Source organism: Modestobacter italicus, from assembly GCF_000306785.1.
In the GTDB taxonomy this organism is placed as follows: Bacteria; Actinomycetota; Actinomycetes; order Mycobacteriales; family Geodermatophilaceae; genus Modestobacter; species Modestobacter italicus.
Window position 1 is genome coordinate 1,016,033 of the sequence record NC_017955.1, and the last position, 15,276, is coordinate 1,031,308.

Below are 15,276 nucleotides of genomic sequence, written 5' to 3' on the forward strand. Positions count from 1 at the left end.
GCGTCAGGCGGCGGGGGTGGTCTCCGGCTGGGGGTCGGCCACGGTCTTCGGTGTGGCCTTCGGCGGCGGCGGCGGGGCGCTGGCGAACCGCACCACGGCGACCACGACCCAGCCGGCAGCCAGGCACCACAGCAGCCGGTGGACCACCTCCTGCGCGGTGAACTCCCCGCGCAGCCCCAGCAGGAACACCGGGACGGCCAGCACGAAGCCGGTCAGCAGGACGTCGCCGCGGAGCGGGCCGGTCACCCCTCCAACTCCTCCAGCCGCTCACAGAGCAGCGACGCCCAGCGGTGCGCGGTGGCCCGCGCGCCGTCCACCAGCGCCACCGGCACCGACACGTGGTCGAGCACGGCGGCCGGGTCGGCGGTCGAGTCGGTGTCCTGGACGACGACGGCGTCCAGCCGGGGCAGGCCGTCCAGCCACGGCACCAGGTCCTCGGGCTTGCGGGTCGAGTCGAGCACGCCCCACACCGCGGTCGGCGACCAGATGGTGAGCATGTGCTCCAGCCACGGCCCGCCCGACGTCCGCAGCGGGGCGTCCACGGCGATGATCGTGACCGTGCCGCGCGCGGCGCTGGCCTGCTGCCGCTCGGCGGCGGTCTCCAGCGAGGTGATCCGGCTGCCCTCGGGGGCCAGGCCGGCGAGCGCGCCGGAGGCGGCCCACTGCACGTCCTCGGGCTCGAGCCGCAGGGAGAGGGCCAGCGACCGGGCTGCGGCGAAGGTCTCCGCGCCCGGGCCGACGACCATCAGCACGTCGCCCGGCTGGGTGGGCAGGTGCGGGGCGGCCGGCAGCCGCTCGGCGAGCGTCCGGGTCAGCGCCGCGTAGACCCCGCGGAGCGCGGCGTCGTCGGTGAAGTCCGGGCCGAGCAGGGAGGCCGGCAGACCCAGCGTCAGCAGCCGGACGACGAGCTCCTCGGCGACGTCCATGCCGTACGGGGCCAGCGCCGTCGACGCCGACACCGCCGGCACCAGCCGGGTCACGGTGGCGAGCCGGGTGCTGGTCTCCGGGCCGGCCGGCAGCTCGGCGGCAGGCCGGCGCGAGCCGATCGGCACCGGGACCGGGACCGGCCGGGTGGCGATCGGCGTGCGGCCGGTGCCGGCCGGACGGCTGGCCGGCACCGGCGGTCGCCCGCGGCGAGCCGGGGGGACGGCGGGTCGCTGGGACTGCGGCGGCTGACCACCGGTGATGCTCAGCCGCGGCAGGACGAGGGTGGCGTCCATCGGCAGCGGGGCCGGGTCGCTGGCGGTGCGCGCCAGGGGCGCGCTCAGCGAGACCGGGACGGCGAAGCGCTGCTCCTCGACGGGCACCGCGACCGGGACCTCGATCGGGCGCGGCTCGGTGACCCGGACCTCCTCGGCGGCGGTCTCGGCGACGACGACGGCGTCGACGACGAGCGCCTGCGCGGCCGCGACCTGCGCCGCGCGCTGCGCGACCCGGGCATCGCTGGCCCAGCCGGGGCCGGACCAGGCGTCGGGCCGGTGGGCACCGGTGTCGTAGGCGCTCGACTCGGCGCCGCGGGTGTCGTAGGCAGAGGGCTGGGGGAGCTCCTGCTCGGCGGTGACCGGCGCGGCGGTGACGGCCAGCGGGGCACCGGCCTCGGGCAGGCGGTGCCGGCCGCGGCCGGAGCCGTTCGCCGCCAGGACCTCCTCCAGCAGGGCCGCCAGCGCCTCGTCGGCGCTGCGGACGGACTCCACCATGGACAGCGGCGAGCCGGCCAGCGCGACGGCCTCCCGCTCGCGGCGCTCGGTCCCCAGACGCTCGGCGACGATGCGGGCCGCCTCCTGGCGCACCGCCTCGACCCGCGCGGCCTCGGCGTCGGCCGCTGCCTGGCGGCGCGCGGCCTCGACGCGAGCGGCTTCGATGCGAGCAGCTTCGATCCGGGCAGCCTCGACCCGGGCAGCCTCGACCCGGGCGGCCTCCTGACGGGCGACCTCGATGCGGACCGCCTCGAGACGCTCGGCCTCCAAGCGCTCGGCCTCCAAGCGCTCGGCTTCGACGCGAGCGGCTTCGATACGAGCAGCCTCCAGGCGCTCGGCTTCCAGACGCTCGGCCTCGAGCCGCTCGGCCTCGAGCCGCTCGGCCTCGAGCCGCTCGGCCTCCAGGCGCTGAGCCTCGAGCCGCTGAGCTTCGAGCCGCTGAGCTTCGAGCCGCTGAGCTTCGAGTCGCTGGGCTTCGATCCGGGCGGCTTCGATCCGGGCGGCTTCCAGTCGCTCGGCCTCGAGCCGCTGCGCCTCGAGACGCTGCGCCTCCAGGCGCTCGGCTTCGAGCCGCTCGGCTTCGAGCCGGGCGGCCTCGGCGGCAGCTGCCTCGGCCTCGAGCCGCGCGGCCTCGGCGGCAGCGGCCTCGGCGTCACGGCGGGCGGCCTCCGCAGCCGCGGCGACCGCCTGCAGCCGGGCGGCCTCGGCGGCGGCAGCCTCGGCCCGCAACCGGGCGGCCTCGGCAGCAGCGGCGTCGACCCGGGCAGCAGCGGCACGCGCCGCCTCCGCGGCGGCGCTCTCGACCGCGGCGACCCGGGCGGCGGCCGCGTCGGCGGCGGCGACCTCACGGGCCTCCGCCTCGGCGGCAGCGGCCTCGGCGGCCGCCTCGGCGGCGACCTGCACCGGGTTCGAGGCAACCATCCGGGTGAGGGCGGCGGCGAACGGCGACGGCCCGGCCGGCTCGGCCGCCCGCTGGGCCGGCTCGACCGGCTCGGGAGCGAGGTCCTCGGGGGACAGCATCAGCGTGTGCTTGGTCGGGGTGAACGGCTTGGCGTCCGCCCGGCGCGGGGCGGCGGCGGGCTCCCGGGTCGTCGGCACCGGCGAGGCGGCGCGGGCGGGGGTGGCGGCGCGAGCCGGGGAGGCGGTGCGGACGGACGACGGCGCGGTCGCGCCGGTCGACGCCGGTGCCGCGGCACGCCGCACCGGCCGCGCGGCGGCGGACGGCGCAGCGGCGGACGGCGCAGCGGCCGGCTGGGCCCCGGCGCGGCCGTAGAGGCCGACGGGCTGCGGCTCCGGCGAGGCGGACCCGAGCAGCTCGGCGAGTTCCTGCATGCGGTCGTCCATCGACGCGGCCGGCCGCGGCTCGCGGGCGCCGGTCTTGAGCAGCGAACCGGTGTCGGGGCCCTTGACCGGGTCGGCCTTGGGCACCTCCACCTCGGCGATGAACCGCTCGTTGGTGAAGAAGCCGAACATGCCGCCGGAACGGATGCGGCGCACCCCGACGACCCGTGCGGTGGGGCCGAACTGCTCACGCGCGGCGGCGATCGCCTCGTCACGCGTGGCGGCCTCAACGGACTGCGAAGGCACCGTTCACCACTCCCAGGGACTCGATCTGGGCCGTGCGGGAGACCTCGTTGTACGAGATCACCGACAGCCGGGGCAGGACCTGGCGGACCAGGCGGGACAGGGCGGCGCGCACCTGCGGGGAGCAGACGAGCACGGGGGAGAGGTTGAGCCGGTCGGCCTGGTCGAGCAGCTCGGTGCAGCCCCGGACGAGGGAGTCGACGGTGTGGCCGTCCAGGGCCAGCACCTGACCGTTCTCGGTGGGGCGGACGGCCTCGAGCAGGCGCTGCTCGAACGCCGGGTCGAGGGTGATCACGTGCAGCCGCTCGTCCGGCGTCACGTACGGCTGGCTGATCGCGCCGCCGAGGGCGGCGCGGACCGCCTCGACCAGACCGTCGAGGTCCGTGGACTTCTTCGCCCGCAGCGACAGCGCCTCGAAGATGCGGACCAGGTCGCGGATGGAGACGCCCTCGTCCAGCAGCGCGTGCAGCACCCGCTGCACCTCGCCCAGGCTGAGCAGCGCGGGGGTGAGCTCCTCGACGACGGCCGGGTGCGAGCGGCGGACCATCTCCACCAGCACCTTCACGTCCTCCCGGCCCAGCAGCGCCGACGCGTTCTGCCGGACCACCTCGGCCAGGTGGGTGGTGATGACCGACGAGCGGTCGACGACGGTCGCGCCGGCCATCTCGGCCTGCCGCTGCAGCTCCGCGGGGACCCACTTGGCGGCCAGCCCGAACACCGGCTCGGTGGTGGGCTTGCCCGGCAGGCCCTCCAGGTGGTCGCCGATGGCGAGCACGGTGCCGGCGGGGGAGTTGCCCCGCGCCGCCGGGACGCCGTTGAGCCAGATGACGTACTGCGAGCCGGGCAGGTCCAGGTTGTCCCGGGTGCGCACCAGCGGGATCACCAGGCCGGTCTCCATGGCGACCTTGCGGCGCAGCGCCTTGACCCGGTCCAGCAGGTCGCCGCCGCGGGCGGTGTCGACCAGCTCGACGAGGTCGAACGCGACCTCGAGCTCCAGCGGGTCCACGCGCATCCGCTCGACGATCGCCTCGGGGGAGTCCGGCTGCGGCTCGTCGGGTGCCTGCGCGGCGGCCAGGGCCTCCTCGTCGACGTCCGGCTTCTCGGTCAGCCGGGTGGAGAGGAACAGGAAGAGCCCGCCGATCACCAGGAACGGCAGCTTGGGCAGGCCGGGGATCAGGCACAGCGCCAGGGCGGCGCCGCCGGCGATCCGCACCGGCTGCTTGTTGCGGCCGAGCTGGTCGAGGAGGTCGGTGCCCATGTCGCTCGAGGAGGCCGAGCGGGTGACGATGAGGCCGGTCGCGGTGGAGATCAGCAGGGCGGGGATCTGGGAGACCAGGCCGTCGCCGACGGTCAGCAGCGAGTAGGTGGAGACGGCGTCGGCCGGCGCCATGCCCTTCTGCATGATCCCGATCGCGAAGCCGCCGATCAGGTTGATCATCGTGATGATGATCGCGGCGATGGCGTCGCCCTTGACGAACTTGCTGGCGCCGTCCATCGAGCCGTAGAAGTCGGCCTCGGAGGTGACCTCCTGGCGGCGCTTGCGTGCCTGCGTCTCGTTGATCAGGCCGGCGTTGAGGTCGGCGTCGATCGCCATCTGCTTGCCGGGCATCGCGTCGAGGGTGAAGCGGGCGCCGACCTCGGCGACGCGGCCGGCACCGTTGGTGATGACGACGAACTGGATGATCGTGAGGATCACGAAGATCACCAGGCCGACGATCAGCGAGCCGCCGATGACGAAGTGCCCGAAGGCCTCGATGACCTTGCCGGCGTAGCCGTCGCTGAGCACCAGGCGGGTCGAGGAGACGTTCAGCGCCAGCCGCATCAGCGTCGCGATGAGCACCAGCGACGGGAAGACGGCGAAGTCCAGCGGCCGCTTGATCTGCATGGAGACCAGCAGGATCAGCAGCGACGCGACGATGTTGAAGCCGAGCAGCAGGTCCAGCACGGCGGCCGGCAGCGGGACGACGAGCATCAGGACGATGGAGACGACCCCGATGGGGACGGCGACCTTCGTCAGCTTTCCCACGGGACCTCGTTCCTGAGCAGCGGCGCCGGACGGCGGGAGGGCGCAGCACGCCCTCGACGCCGTTCTCGGCAGTCCCCGGAACGGTCCGTACCGCGGCGGGCGCGCGGCGGCCCCGCCCGACGCCCCACGGGCACCACCAGCGCCGGGCGTCCCACCCCGGTCTGCCGGGCGGGACGTCCGGTGCGGACGGTGCAGGCGGGGCCGGCCGTCAGCGGCGCCTGGCCCGGGGCAGCCCGGCGACGTCGGGGGCCTCGAAGCCGGGCCGGTGGACGCCGCCGCGGACCCCGCGGTTGGACAGGTGCATCACGAAGGCCAGCACCCGGGCGACCGCGGTGAACAGCTGCGCGGGCACCTCCTGGCCGATGTCGCAGGAGCCGTGCAGCGCCCGGGCCAGCGGGATGTCCTGGACCATCGGCACCCGGCACTCCTCGGCCCGCGCCCGCAGCCGGGTGGCGACCTCCCCGGCGCCCTTGGCGACGACCCGGGGCGCCCCGCGCAGCGGCTCGTACTTCAGCGCGACCGCGACGTGGGTGGGGTTGATCAGCAGCACGTCGGCGTCGGCGACCTCGGCCATCATCCGGTTCCGGGACATCGCCATCTGGGTGGCCCGGCGCTGGGCCTTCATGTGCGGGTCGCCCTCGGAGTTCTTGTGCTCCTGCTTGATCTCGTACTGGCTCATCTTGAGCTTGGTCATCGTCTGGTGGCGGACCACCAGGTAGTCGGCGAGCGCGATCGCCAGCCCGGTGATGCCGACGACCCGGAACATCAGCACGGCGGACTCGGTGAAGACCCGGGTGACCTCCGACAGCGGCAGCGCCCCGGAGGCCGAGACCAGGTGCTGGGCCTTGTCCGACGTCGCCCAGATGACCACGGCGAGCGCGATCGTCTTGATCAGCGCCTTGATCGACTCCCAGAGCCCGTGGGTGCCGAACATCCGCTTGAGCCCGGGCAGCGGGTTGAGCTTGCCCAGCGTCGGCTTGATCCCCTTGCCGCTGAGCACCACCCCGCCCTGGGCGGCCGAGGCCAGCGTGCCGACCAGCATCATGCCCAGCGCGATCGGGAGGACCGCGCCGAGGAAGGCGAACAGCGCCTGGCCCATCAGCGCGGAGAGCGCGGCCGGCTGCGGGTCGGCGGCCACCGTGCCGATCTGCACGAACAGCTGGCGGACCGAACCGAACGCGCGGCCGACGAGCATCGGCAGCAGCACGCTGGCGGCGGCCGCGCCGAGCCAGGTGCCCAGCTCCTGCGTCCGCGGGATCTGCCCGTCCTTGCGGGCCTGCTTCAGCTTCTGCGCTGTCGGCTTCTCTGTCTTCTCACCACCCGGTCCGTCCTTGGCCATCTACCCGCTCCGGAAGGAGGTGATCGCCTCGAGGCCGGTGTTCATCAGCGCGTCGAGGGCGGGCGGCAGGAGCGGGAAGGTGAGCCCGAGCAGGGTCAGGGTGAGCAGGATCTTCACCGGGAACCCGAACGCGAAGATGTTCAGCGACGGGGCGGCCTTGGACAGCAGGGCCAGGGCGACGTCGGCGAGCAGCAGCACCGCGACCATCGGGCCGGCGATCTGCAGGGCGGCCAGGAACATCATGGAGAAGACCGTGACGAGGGTGGAGCCCAGCTGGTCGGTGGGCATCGAGCCGCCCACCGGCAGCCCCTCGTAGGAGGTGACGAAGCCGCGGACCAGCAGCAGGTGCCCGCCGCTGGTGAACAGCAGCGTGGTCGCCAGCATGTAGTGGAGCTTGCCGATCGAGGAGTGCGTGGTCAGCGACAGCGGGTCGTAGGCCGGCTGCAGGGAGAACCCGCCGGAGAGGTCGATCAGGTCGCCGGCCAGCTGGACGGCGGTGAACAGCACCTGGATGACGAAGCCCAGCGCGGCGCCGATGAGGGCCTCGGTGACCGCGCTGACGATGAGGAAGCCCGCGGTGATCGTCGGCAGGTCGCCGCTGATGTGCGGGAACACCACGACCGCCAGCGCCATGGCCAGCGCGCCCTTCACCGCGACCGGGATGGCCGCCGAGTTGAACGGCGGCGCCATGATCACGAACCCGCTGGCACGCACCGTGGCCAGCAGCAGCGCGGCCAGGGTCGCCGAGGGGACCTGGAGGTCCACCGCGGCCTCAGCTCTGGCCGAGCAGCCGCGGCAGCTCACCGAACAGCTGCTGGGTGAACGAGATGAGCTCCGAGAGCACCCAGTTGCCGGTCACCAGCAGCGCGATCGCGACCGCGATCATCTTGGGCACGAAGGACAGCGTCTGTTCCTGGATCTGGGTCGCCGCCTGGAACAGCGAGATCATGAAACCGACCAGCAGGGCGGTGAGCAGGATCGGGGCGGCGACCTTGGCCGCCACGAGCATCGTCTGGGTGGCGATCTCGGTGACGTCGGTGTCGGTCACGAGTAGGACCCCACCAACGCCGTGGTGATCAGCGCCCAGCCGTCGACCATCACGAACAGCAGCAGCTTGAACGGCAGCGCCACGACCGACGGCGGCACCATCATCATGCCCATCGACATCAGCGCGGCGCTGACCAGCATGTCCAGCACCAGGAACGGGATGAAGATGACCAGTCCGATGATGAAGGCGCTCTTGAGCTCGGAGAGCACGAACGCCGGGATCAGGGTCAGCATGCTCACCGACGCCTCGTCGGCCGGCTTCTCCTCGCCGGACAGGCCGATCATGAGCTTCAGCTCGTCGTCCCGGGTGTTGTCCAGCAGGAAGCTCTTCAGCGGCGCCTCGCCGACGTCGTAGGCCTGCGAGGCGCTGATCGTGCCGTCGAGGTAGGGCTGGACGGCGACCTCGTTGATGTCGGAGAACACCGGGCCCATCACGAAGATGGTGAGGAACAGCGCGATCCCGGTGAGCACCTGGTTGGGCGGCGACGAGGCCAGGCCCAGGGCGTTGCGGGTCAGCGACAGCACCACGAGCATCTTGGTGAACGAGGTGACCAGCAGCAGGGCCGACGGCGCGATGGACAGCACCGTGATCGCCAGGATCAGGGTGACGGCCTGGCTGGGGCTGTTGCCGCCGACGGAGATGTCGACCCCGCCGTCGTCGACCACCGGGGCGACCGGGGCCGTGGGTGCGGTGGGCGCGGTCGGCGCCGCGGAGGCGGGGTCGGCCAGCACGAACCACAGCGCGACGACGGTCAGCACCAGCAGCGGCAGCAGCCAGGCGATGCGGCGGCGGCGGGCCGCGGCACCGTCCGCGGGGCTCAGGGCCGGGGCCGGCAGCAGGACCGGGAGCGCGGCGGTCACCGGCGCACCGTCCGCTCGCGCAGCTCCTGCACCACCGACGTCCAGGTGCCGCGGTCGAGCACCGAGCCGGCCAGGGCACCGCCGCCACCGGACCGGGCGGGCAGCGCCGGACGGCGGGTGAGCACCCCGGTGGCCGGGTCGTCGTCGACGCCGGCCGGGCCGGTGGTGGTCGACCGGGCGAGCTGGGCGTCCAGCGCGGCCGACAGTTCGTCGTCCTCGACCTCGGCCAGCAGGGTGACCTGCTCCTCGGTGGCGCCGACGACCAGTACCCGGCCGGCGACCCGGAGGACCGACACGCTGCTGGCCCGGCCCATCCGCTGCCGGGCGACGACCTCGATGACGCCGGTCGCCCCGCCGAGCCCGCGCTTCTTGGCGACCCGGCTGGCGAACAGCAGCACCGCGGCGATGAACGCCAGGCACAGCACCAGGCGCAGGACCATCCAGGTCATGCGGACGGCGTCCCGTACTCGGTGGCCTCGGTGACGATCTCGCTGATCCGCAGCCCGAAGTCCTCGTCCACGACGACGATCTCGCCGCGGGCGATCAGGGTGCCGTTCACCAGCAGGTCGGCCGGCGCCCCGGCGGCCCGGTCGAGCTCGATGACCTCGCCGGGGTGGAGCGAGAGCAGTTCGGAGACCGTCATCCGGGTGCGGCCGATCTCGACGGTGACCTCCATGGCCACGTTGCGCAGCAGGTCCAGGCTGCCGCGCCGCTCGCGCGGCCGCGGCAGGGTGACCTGCAGCGCCAGGGTCGCCGAGATCTCGCCGTTGGCGATCAGCGGCACGGCGAGGAAGACGCCCTTGTCGCGCAGCCCGTCCAGCGCGGCGACGACGTCCTCGACGCGCTCGGCGGCGACCCGCACCCGGCCCAGCGCCGCGGCCGCGGCCTCGAGCGCGGGGCGCAGCGCGGTGGCGACGTCCATGGCGCCGACGGGGGAGTTGGTCAGCGCGCCGACGATCTCCTCCGACAGCACCAGCACGATGTCACCGCTGACCTCGCCGCCGAGCGCCGCGGTCACCGCGGCGCCGGGCGCCGGCGGGAGCGGCACCGACTCGGGGTCGGCCACCGTGTCCCCGGGGCGCAGGTCCAGCTCGGCGGGCATCGCGGCGGCAGCGGCCCGCGCCGCGGCCGCGACGGCCGTGGCGATGGTCTCGGAGTCCGACGAACGGTCAGTGCCGAAGGCGGTGGTCATGCGTGTTCCTTCCCGCTGGTCGCGGTGTCGGGGACGATCTCGGCCGCCAGGCGGCGCCGGTGGTTGCTCGGGAGCGCGTGCGCGAAGATGACGTCGTTGGTCGTGACCTCCAGCGGGCTGTCCTGCGCGTGGCGCAGCAGCAGCACGTCACCGACCGCCAGGGACAGCAGGTCGCCGGAGGGGACCTCGAGCGGGTTGAACCGGACGCTGACGTCGACCGGGACCTCGGCCAGCCGCTCCTTCAGCGCCTCGGCGGCGCGCTTCCGCTTGTGCTTCGCGGAGTCCGACAGCTGCGGGGAGGCGGCGTTGTTCAGCGAGGCGGCGAAGGCGGAGAACGGCAGCACCAGCGTCGCGTCGGGCTCGCGGGAGCCGATGCGCATCGAGTAGGTCGCGACCATGACCGTCTCCGAGCCCGCGGCGGCCTGGGCCAGCTGCGGGTTGTACTCGACGCCGTCGAGCACCGGGGTCAGCGGCGTGATGTGCGCGAAGGCGTCGGCCAGCTCGCCGAGCAGCCGCTCCAGCAGGTGGCTGGTGATGGCGCTCTCCATCGCGGTCATCGGCCGCACCGGCTGGTCGCCGGCGCCGGCCCCGCCGAGCATGTGGTCGACGATGGCCATCGCGGTGTCCAGCGGGTAGGCCAGCACGCCCTTGCCCGGGAGGGGCTCGAGGGTGAAGGTCGCCACGAAGTACGACAGCGGCAACGTGGCGATGTAGTCGTCGTAGGAGTACTGCTCGATCCCGACGAGCTCCAGCCGGGCGCCGGTGCGCAGCATCGACGTCAGGGTCGTCGTCGCCTGGCGGGCGAAGTTCTCCTGCGCGATCTGCAGGATCCGGACGTGCTCGCGGGAGAGCTTCGTGGGGCGGCGGAAGTCGTAGGTGCGCGGCTGGCGCCGCCGCGAGCGGCCCTGTCCCTCGGGGGAACGGGGGGCAGGCACGCTGGGCGCGTCGGCCACGATGTCGGACAAGCTCACGCATGTCCTCATCGGCGGGGGTCCGGTCGACCCTGACCGCCGGAGACCAGCCGGTGCCGGGGGACCGGCACCGGCTGGTACGGGAGCGCCTGGTGAGGCGCTGGAACGGGGTCCTTCTGCTACTGGGTGACGTACTCCGTGTACCAGAGCTCGTAGACCTCGCCGTGGTACGCCTCGATGACGGCCTGCTCGAAGGCGGCCTTCATCGCCTCGCGGTTGGTCTGCACGTCGGCCAGGGCCGCGCCGGAGAACTGCGAGATGGCGATGTCCATGGCCTTGGACCCGTCGGGGGCCGCGCTGCCGTGCCCGCCACTGGCGTTCTCGTCCCAGACGGTGGAGAACTGCAGGGTGAAGCCCAGCTTCAGGTAGCTGCCGCCGGCCAGGTTGATGGCCACCGGGTCGACCGGGAGGACGACCGCGCCGGCCTCCGCTGCGGGCTCGGCCTCGGCCGCACCGCTCCCGCTGAACAGGAAGAACCAGGCCGCCGCCCCGAGGGCCAGCACGGCCACCAGCCCGATCACGAGCAGCTTCTTCTTCCCGCCCTTCGGAGCGTCCTCGTCCGCGGGCGTCTCGTCCTTCTTGCTCTTGCTCATCCGTGGCCTCCCTCGGAGTCGGTGGTGCTCTGACCTGCGTCGTCGGTGGTGCTGGCTGGGGCGCTCGCCTCCGCGGCGGGGGCGGCGGCGTCCTTCTCGGCGGCCGCCTCCAGCCCGGGGAGCAGGGCGTTGGCGTCGGCCGAGGCGATGGACGCCACGACGATGTCCACGCGCCGGTTGGCGGTGACGTAGTTGGGGTCGCTGTCGGGCACGAGCGGGCGGGTGCTGCCGTAGCCGGCGGCGGACATCCGGTCCTCGGCCAGCCCGTCGGCCTCGGAGAGGTGCCGCAGCACCGTCGTCGCGCGGATCGCCGACAGCTCCCAGTTCGAGGGCCACGGCCCGCCGCGGGTGACCGGGAGCGAGTTGGCGTGCCCCTCGATCCGCAGCGGGTTGGGCAGCGCGCCCAGCCCCGGCGCCAGCGCGTCCAGCGTGGTGATCCCGGCGGGCAGCAGCACGGCGGACTCCGGGGCGAAGAGCACGGGGTCGGAGACCACCCGCACGACCAGGCCGCGCTCGTCGATGACGAACTGCGCCGAGCCGGCCTGGCCGGCCGCGGCAACCGCGGCCGCCAGGGCGTCGCGGGCCGCGGCCAGCTGGTCGTAGGCCGCCTTGGCCTCCGCGGCGGTCTGCTGCGCCTGCTGGGCGGCCACCGCCTCGGCGGCCGCCGCCTCCGCCTCGGTCTGCGCGGTGCCGTCGATCGCGGCCTCCTGGGCGACCTGGACGGGCTTGAGCGGGCTGTCGTTCTCCGTCGGCGCGTCGATGGCCGCGCCGTCGTTGAGGATGGTGACCGGGGCGCCGCCGCCCTCGCGTGCGCCCTCGGCGAACGCGGTGAACTTGGCCGCGTCGATCGAGCTCATGGCGTACAGGACGACGAACAGCACGAACAGCAGCGTCATCATGTCGAAGCCGGAGACGAGCCACCGTTCGTGGTTCTCGTGCTCCTCGTGCTCCTCGTGCTTCTTGGCCCGGCCGCCGTGCCCGCCGTGGCCGCTGCTCTTGCTGGTCTTGCTCATGCCGCCTCGCGCCCCTGCTCACCAGGCGGTACGAGGGAGGTGAGCTTGGCCCGGACGGTGCGCGGGCTGGTGCCGGCCTGGATCTCGGCGATCCCCTCGACGAGCAGCTCCATCTGGGCGGCCTCGAGGGCGCTGACCCGCAGGATCTTGGCGCCCATCGGCAGGAACCAGAAGTTGGCCGCCATGACGCCCCACAGGGTGGCGATGAACGCCGCGGAGACCATCGGGCCCAGCGCCTCGGGGTTGCTGAGGTTGCCCATGACGTTCATCAGGCCGACGATGCAGCCCAGGATGCCGATGGTCGGCGCGTAGCCGCCCATGTTGTTCATGAACTTGGCGGCGACCTTGTCCTCGGTCTTCTTCGCCATGATCTCGCCCTCGAGGATGCTGCGCAGGTCCTCGGGGTCGGTGCCGTCGATGCTCATCTGCAGCCCGCGCTTGAGGAAGGGGGACTCGATCTTCTTGACCTCGGCCTCGAGGGCGAGCAGGCCCTCCTTGCGGGCCTTCTCGGCCAGGGTGACCAGGATCTGGATCTGCTCGGTGGCCGGCGGCACCTTGCCCGGCACCAGCGCCATCTTGAACCAGGTGGGGATCTTCTTGATGTCGGCCATCGTCTGGCTGGCCAGCGCGGCGCCGAAGGTCGCGATGATGACCAGGATGATCGCCGGGAGGAAGATCAGCGACGTCGGGTCGGCGCCCTCCAGGACCATGAAGACGAAGAAGGCGACCAGGGAGATGACGAACCCGATCAGGGTGGCGGGGTCCATGGGTCAGCGCTCGTCTCGGGTCGGGAAGGGCACGACCGAGGCGTTCTCGGTGCCCTTCAGGTCGGTGGTCGTGGGCGGGCGGTAGTCGCCGCGGTCCATCTGGAAGGCGACCGCCTGGATGCCCGCCCGGTAGTCGCGGACCTCGCGGACGACCTGGTCGACGGTCTCCGTGACGACGTACTTGGTGTCGTCCCGCAGGGTGACCACGGTGTCGGGGTGGCCCTCCACGCGCTGGATCAGCTCGGCGTTGAGCACGAAGTGCTCGCCGTTGAGGCGCGTCAGACGGATCACGGGAGGGGTCCTCACAGGTTCGGGGTGGCGGGAGCCGTGCGGGGCGTCGTCGCCGCCGCAGTGGTGTCATCGGCGTCGGGGCGCCGGTGCTTGAGCCGGCCGGCCCGGTCACCCCGCGGGGGCGACCGGGCCGGGGCCTGGATCAGCGGCCGAGCTGGACCAGGCTCTGCAGGACCTCGTCGGAGGTGGTGATCACGCGGCTGTTCGCCTGGAAGCCGCGCTGGGCGATGATCAGGTCGGTGAACTCCGACGCGAGGTCGACGTTGGACATCTCCAGCGCGCCCGCGGTGAGGGTGCCCGCGCCGCCGGTCCCGGCGGCGCCGATGACGGCGACCCCGGAGTTGTTGCCCACCCGGTAGGAGGAGTTCCCCGACTTCTCCAGCCCGCCGGGGTTGGAGAAGGTGGCCAGCGCGAGCTTGCCGATGTCCTGGCGCAGGCTGTTGGAGTAGACGCCGACGATCGTGCCGTCGGAGCTGAGCGAGAACGACTGCAGCGTGCCCATCGCGAAGCCGTCGGTGGTGGTGGGCTTGAGCGAGCTCTTCGCGCCGAACTGGCTGATCGTGCTCAGGTCCAGGCTGAGCGTCCCCGGCCAGCTGCCGGCCATCGCCGCGGAAGGCGCGAAGGTCAGCGTCCGGTCGGCCGCGGCGAGCTGGCCGGTCGCGGCGTCGAAGTCCAGCACCGGGCCCTGGACGCCGGCGGTGGCGGTGTCGGTGTCCGGGGTGAGGTCAGCGCCGTTCTCGTCCTTGAGGGTCAGCGACCACGCGTTGGCGGCCGCCGTCTTGGTGAACGTGGCGGTGATCTGGTGGGCGTTGCCCAGCGCGTCGTACATGGTGATCTGGCTCTCCACCGCGTCGCCGGTGGCCGCGCCGCTGGTGAGGTTGCCGGTGAACCCACCGGTCTTCGAGGCCTGCGGCGGCATGACCTGGCCGTAGGGCACCGACAGGTCGCCGATGGCGCCGTTGGTGTCCACGACGCCGTCGGTGGCCGTCCAGCCCTGCAGGATCGACCCGTCGGAGGTGACCAGCCGGCCCTGGCCGTCGAAGTCGAACGAGCCGGCCCGGGTGAACAGCTGCTCGTTGCCCGCCTGGGTGACGAAGAAGCCGTCGCCGCTGATCATGAAGTCGGTCGACCGGCTGGTGCTCTGCGTGGAGCCCTGGCTGAAGTTCGTGGTGATGCCGGCGACCTTCACGCCCAGGCCGACCTGGGCCGGGTTGGTGCCACCGGTCGTCTCGGTGGGTGCCGAGCCGTTGCTCAGCACCTGGGACAGGGTGTCCTGGAAGACGGTCTGGCTGGACTTGTAGCCGACGGTGTTGACGTTGGCGATGTTGTTGCCGACGGTGTCGAGCTTGGTCTGGTGCGCCTTGAGGCCGGAGATGGCCGAGAACATGGAACGCAGCACGGGGAGCTCCTCGGGTCAGGTCGGGGGGTGCGGGGGCGGGGACGCCGTCGTCAGCCGGCGGCGGTGGCGGTCGGGAGCGCCACCTGCGAGAGGCGGGCGAGGTCGACGTCGACCCCGCCGATGACGGCCTGGGACTGCGCCGTGGGGTCGCTGCTGATCTTGACCGCGGTGACCACCCCGGTCTTCGTGGCGCCGTCGGAGTCGGTGTAGGAGACGGTCTGGCCGACCAGCGCTCCCGCGCTCAGCGACTTCTGCAGGGTGAGCGACTCGCTGTTCTGCTTGGCGATGGCGTCCAGGCTCTGCACCTGGGCGAGGGTGGCGGTCTGCGCCATCAGCTCGCTGCTGCTGGCCGGGTCGCTGGGGTCCTGGTACTTCAGCTGGGCGACGAGCAGCTTGAGGAACGTCTCGGAGTCGAACCCGTTGGCGTTGCTCACCTGGGTGGTGGCCGTGTTCGTCGCCACCGGGCCGGCGCCGCTGACTGGGGCGGTCATCTGGG

The 15,276-nt window shown here is 73.1% G+C and carries 16 protein-coding genes; all 16 read right to left on the bottom strand.

The features are described from left to right. Nucleotides 1–3: 3 nt before the first annotated feature. On the bottom strand, nucleotides 4–246 hold the full coding sequence (locus MODMU_RS04860; protein WP_014739066.1) for a hypothetical protein: 243 nt from the start codon (nucleotides 244–246) through the stop codon (nucleotides 4–6). After that, nucleotides 243–3,284 (bottom strand): hypothetical protein, encoded by a 3,042-nt coding sequence (locus tag MODMU_RS28350; RefSeq protein ID WP_014739067.1) that lies wholly within the window; start codon nucleotides 3,282–3,284, stop codon nucleotides 243–245. Before MODMU_RS28350 ends, MODMU_RS04860 begins: the two co-directional genes overlap by 4 nt. Then, nucleotides 3,265–5,307: a flagellar biosynthesis protein FlhA gene (gene flhA, locus MODMU_RS04870; RefSeq protein WP_014739068.1), complete on the bottom strand. Its 2,043-nt coding sequence runs from the start codon at nucleotides 5,305–5,307 to the stop codon at nucleotides 3,265–3,267. The genes MODMU_RS28350 and flhA overlap by 20 nt, the downstream gene beginning before the upstream one ends. A 208-nt stretch (nucleotides 5,308–5,515) precedes the next feature. Beyond that, nucleotides 5,516–6,646 (bottom strand): EscU/YscU/HrcU family type III secretion system export apparatus switch protein, encoded by a 1,131-nt coding sequence (locus MODMU_RS04875; RefSeq protein ID WP_014739070.1) that lies wholly within the window; start codon nucleotides 6,644–6,646, stop codon nucleotides 5,516–5,518. Next, complete coding sequence (gene fliR / locus MODMU_RS04880; RefSeq protein ID WP_014739071.1) at nucleotides 6,647–7,411, bottom strand: flagellar biosynthetic protein FliR; 765 nt, start codon at nucleotides 7,409–7,411, stop codon at nucleotides 6,647–6,649. Between the two features lie 7 nt (nucleotides 7,412–7,418). Next, nucleotides 7,419–7,694 (bottom strand): flagellar biosynthesis protein FliQ, encoded by a 276-nt coding sequence (fliQ, locus tag MODMU_RS04885; protein ID WP_014739072.1) that lies wholly within the window; start codon nucleotides 7,692–7,694, stop codon nucleotides 7,419–7,421. Next, the gene (gene fliP, locus MODMU_RS04890) at nucleotides 7,691–8,554 is read right to left on the bottom strand and encodes a flagellar type III secretion system pore protein FliP (protein ID WP_014739073.1); all 864 of its coding nucleotides are present in this window, start codon (nucleotides 8,552–8,554) and stop codon (nucleotides 7,691–7,693) included. Before fliP ends, fliQ begins: the two co-directional genes overlap by 4 nt. Continuing rightward, complete coding sequence (locus MODMU_RS04895) at nucleotides 8,551–9,003, bottom strand: FliO/MopB family protein (RefSeq protein ID WP_014739074.1); 453 nt, start codon at nucleotides 9,001–9,003, stop codon at nucleotides 8,551–8,553. The genes fliP and MODMU_RS04895 overlap by 4 nt, the downstream gene beginning before the upstream one ends. Beyond that, nucleotides 9,000–9,746, bottom strand: coding sequence for a flagellar motor switch protein FliN (gene fliN / locus MODMU_RS04900; protein ID WP_014739075.1), 747 nt, complete (start codon nucleotides 9,744–9,746; stop codon nucleotides 9,000–9,002). Before fliN ends, MODMU_RS04895 begins: the two co-directional genes overlap by 4 nt. Continuing rightward, nucleotides 9,743–10,717, bottom strand: a complete 975-nt coding sequence (locus tag MODMU_RS04905; RefSeq protein WP_014739076.1) for a flagellar motor switch protein FliM — start codon at nucleotides 10,715–10,717, stop codon at nucleotides 9,743–9,745. The genes fliN and MODMU_RS04905 overlap by 4 nt, the downstream gene beginning before the upstream one ends. A 119-nt stretch (nucleotides 10,718–10,836) precedes the next feature. Further along, a complete protein-coding gene (locus MODMU_RS04910; RefSeq protein WP_014739077.1) occupies nucleotides 10,837–11,310 on the bottom strand; it encodes a flagellar basal body-associated FliL family protein in 474 nt (157 codons plus the stop codon). Then, the gene (locus MODMU_RS04915; protein ID WP_014739078.1) at nucleotides 11,307–12,323 is read right to left on the bottom strand and encodes an OmpA/MotB family protein; all 1,017 of its coding nucleotides are present in this window, start codon (nucleotides 12,321–12,323) and stop codon (nucleotides 11,307–11,309) included. Before MODMU_RS04915 ends, MODMU_RS04910 begins: the two co-directional genes overlap by 4 nt. Further along, nucleotides 12,320–13,090 (bottom strand): motility protein A, encoded by a 771-nt coding sequence (locus MODMU_RS04920; RefSeq protein WP_014739079.1) that lies wholly within the window; start codon nucleotides 13,088–13,090, stop codon nucleotides 12,320–12,322. Before MODMU_RS04920 ends, MODMU_RS04915 begins: the two co-directional genes overlap by 4 nt. 3 nt (nucleotides 13,091–13,093) lie before the next feature. Next, nucleotides 13,094–13,381, bottom strand: coding sequence for a flagellar FlbD family protein (locus MODMU_RS04925; RefSeq protein ID WP_014739080.1), 288 nt, complete (start codon nucleotides 13,379–13,381; stop codon nucleotides 13,094–13,096). A gap of 142 nt (nucleotides 13,382–13,523) precedes the next feature. Further along, nucleotides 13,524–14,780 carry a flagellar hook protein FlgE gene (locus MODMU_RS04930; protein ID WP_014739081.1) on the bottom strand — a complete coding sequence of 419 codons (1,257 nt, stop codon included), beginning with the start codon at nucleotides 14,778–14,780 and terminating at the stop codon, nucleotides 13,524–13,526. Nucleotides 14,781–14,830: 50 nt separating this feature from the next. Next, nucleotides 14,831–15,271, bottom strand: coding sequence for a flagellar hook assembly protein FlgD (locus tag MODMU_RS04935; protein ID WP_014739082.1), 441 nt, complete (start codon nucleotides 15,269–15,271; stop codon nucleotides 14,831–14,833). Nucleotides 15,272–15,276 lie beyond the last annotated feature (5 nt).

What these genes read in the sequence shown, in the direction of transcription:
- fliN (WP_014739075.1), bottom strand. Translation starts at nt 9,746, where the DNA reads ATGACCACCGCCTTCGGCACTGACCGTTCGTCGGACTCCGAGACCATC.
- MODMU_RS04915 (WP_014739078.1), bottom strand. Translation starts at nt 12,323, where the DNA reads ATGAGCAAGACCAGCAAGAGCAGCGGCCACGGCGGGCACGGCGGCCGG.
- MODMU_RS04875 (WP_014739070.1), bottom strand. Translation starts at nt 6,646, where the DNA reads ATGGCCAAGGACGGACCGGGTGGTGAGAAGACAGAGAAGCCGACAGCG.
- MODMU_RS04920 (WP_014739079.1), bottom strand. Translation starts at nt 13,090, where the DNA reads ATGGACCCCGCCACCCTGATCGGGTTCGTCATCTCCCTGGTCGCCTTC.
- MODMU_RS04910 (WP_014739077.1), bottom strand. Translation starts at nt 11,310, where the DNA reads ATGAGCAAGAGCAAGAAGGACGAGACGCCCGCGGACGAGGACGCTCCG.
- MODMU_RS04935 (WP_014739082.1), bottom strand. Translation starts at nt 15,271, where the DNA reads ATGACCGCCCCAGTCAGCGGCGCCGGCCCGGTGGCGACGAACACGGCC.
- MODMU_RS04895 (WP_014739074.1), bottom strand. Translation starts at nt 9,003, where the DNA reads ATGACCTGGATGGTCCTGCGCCTGGTGCTGTGCCTGGCGTTCATCGCC.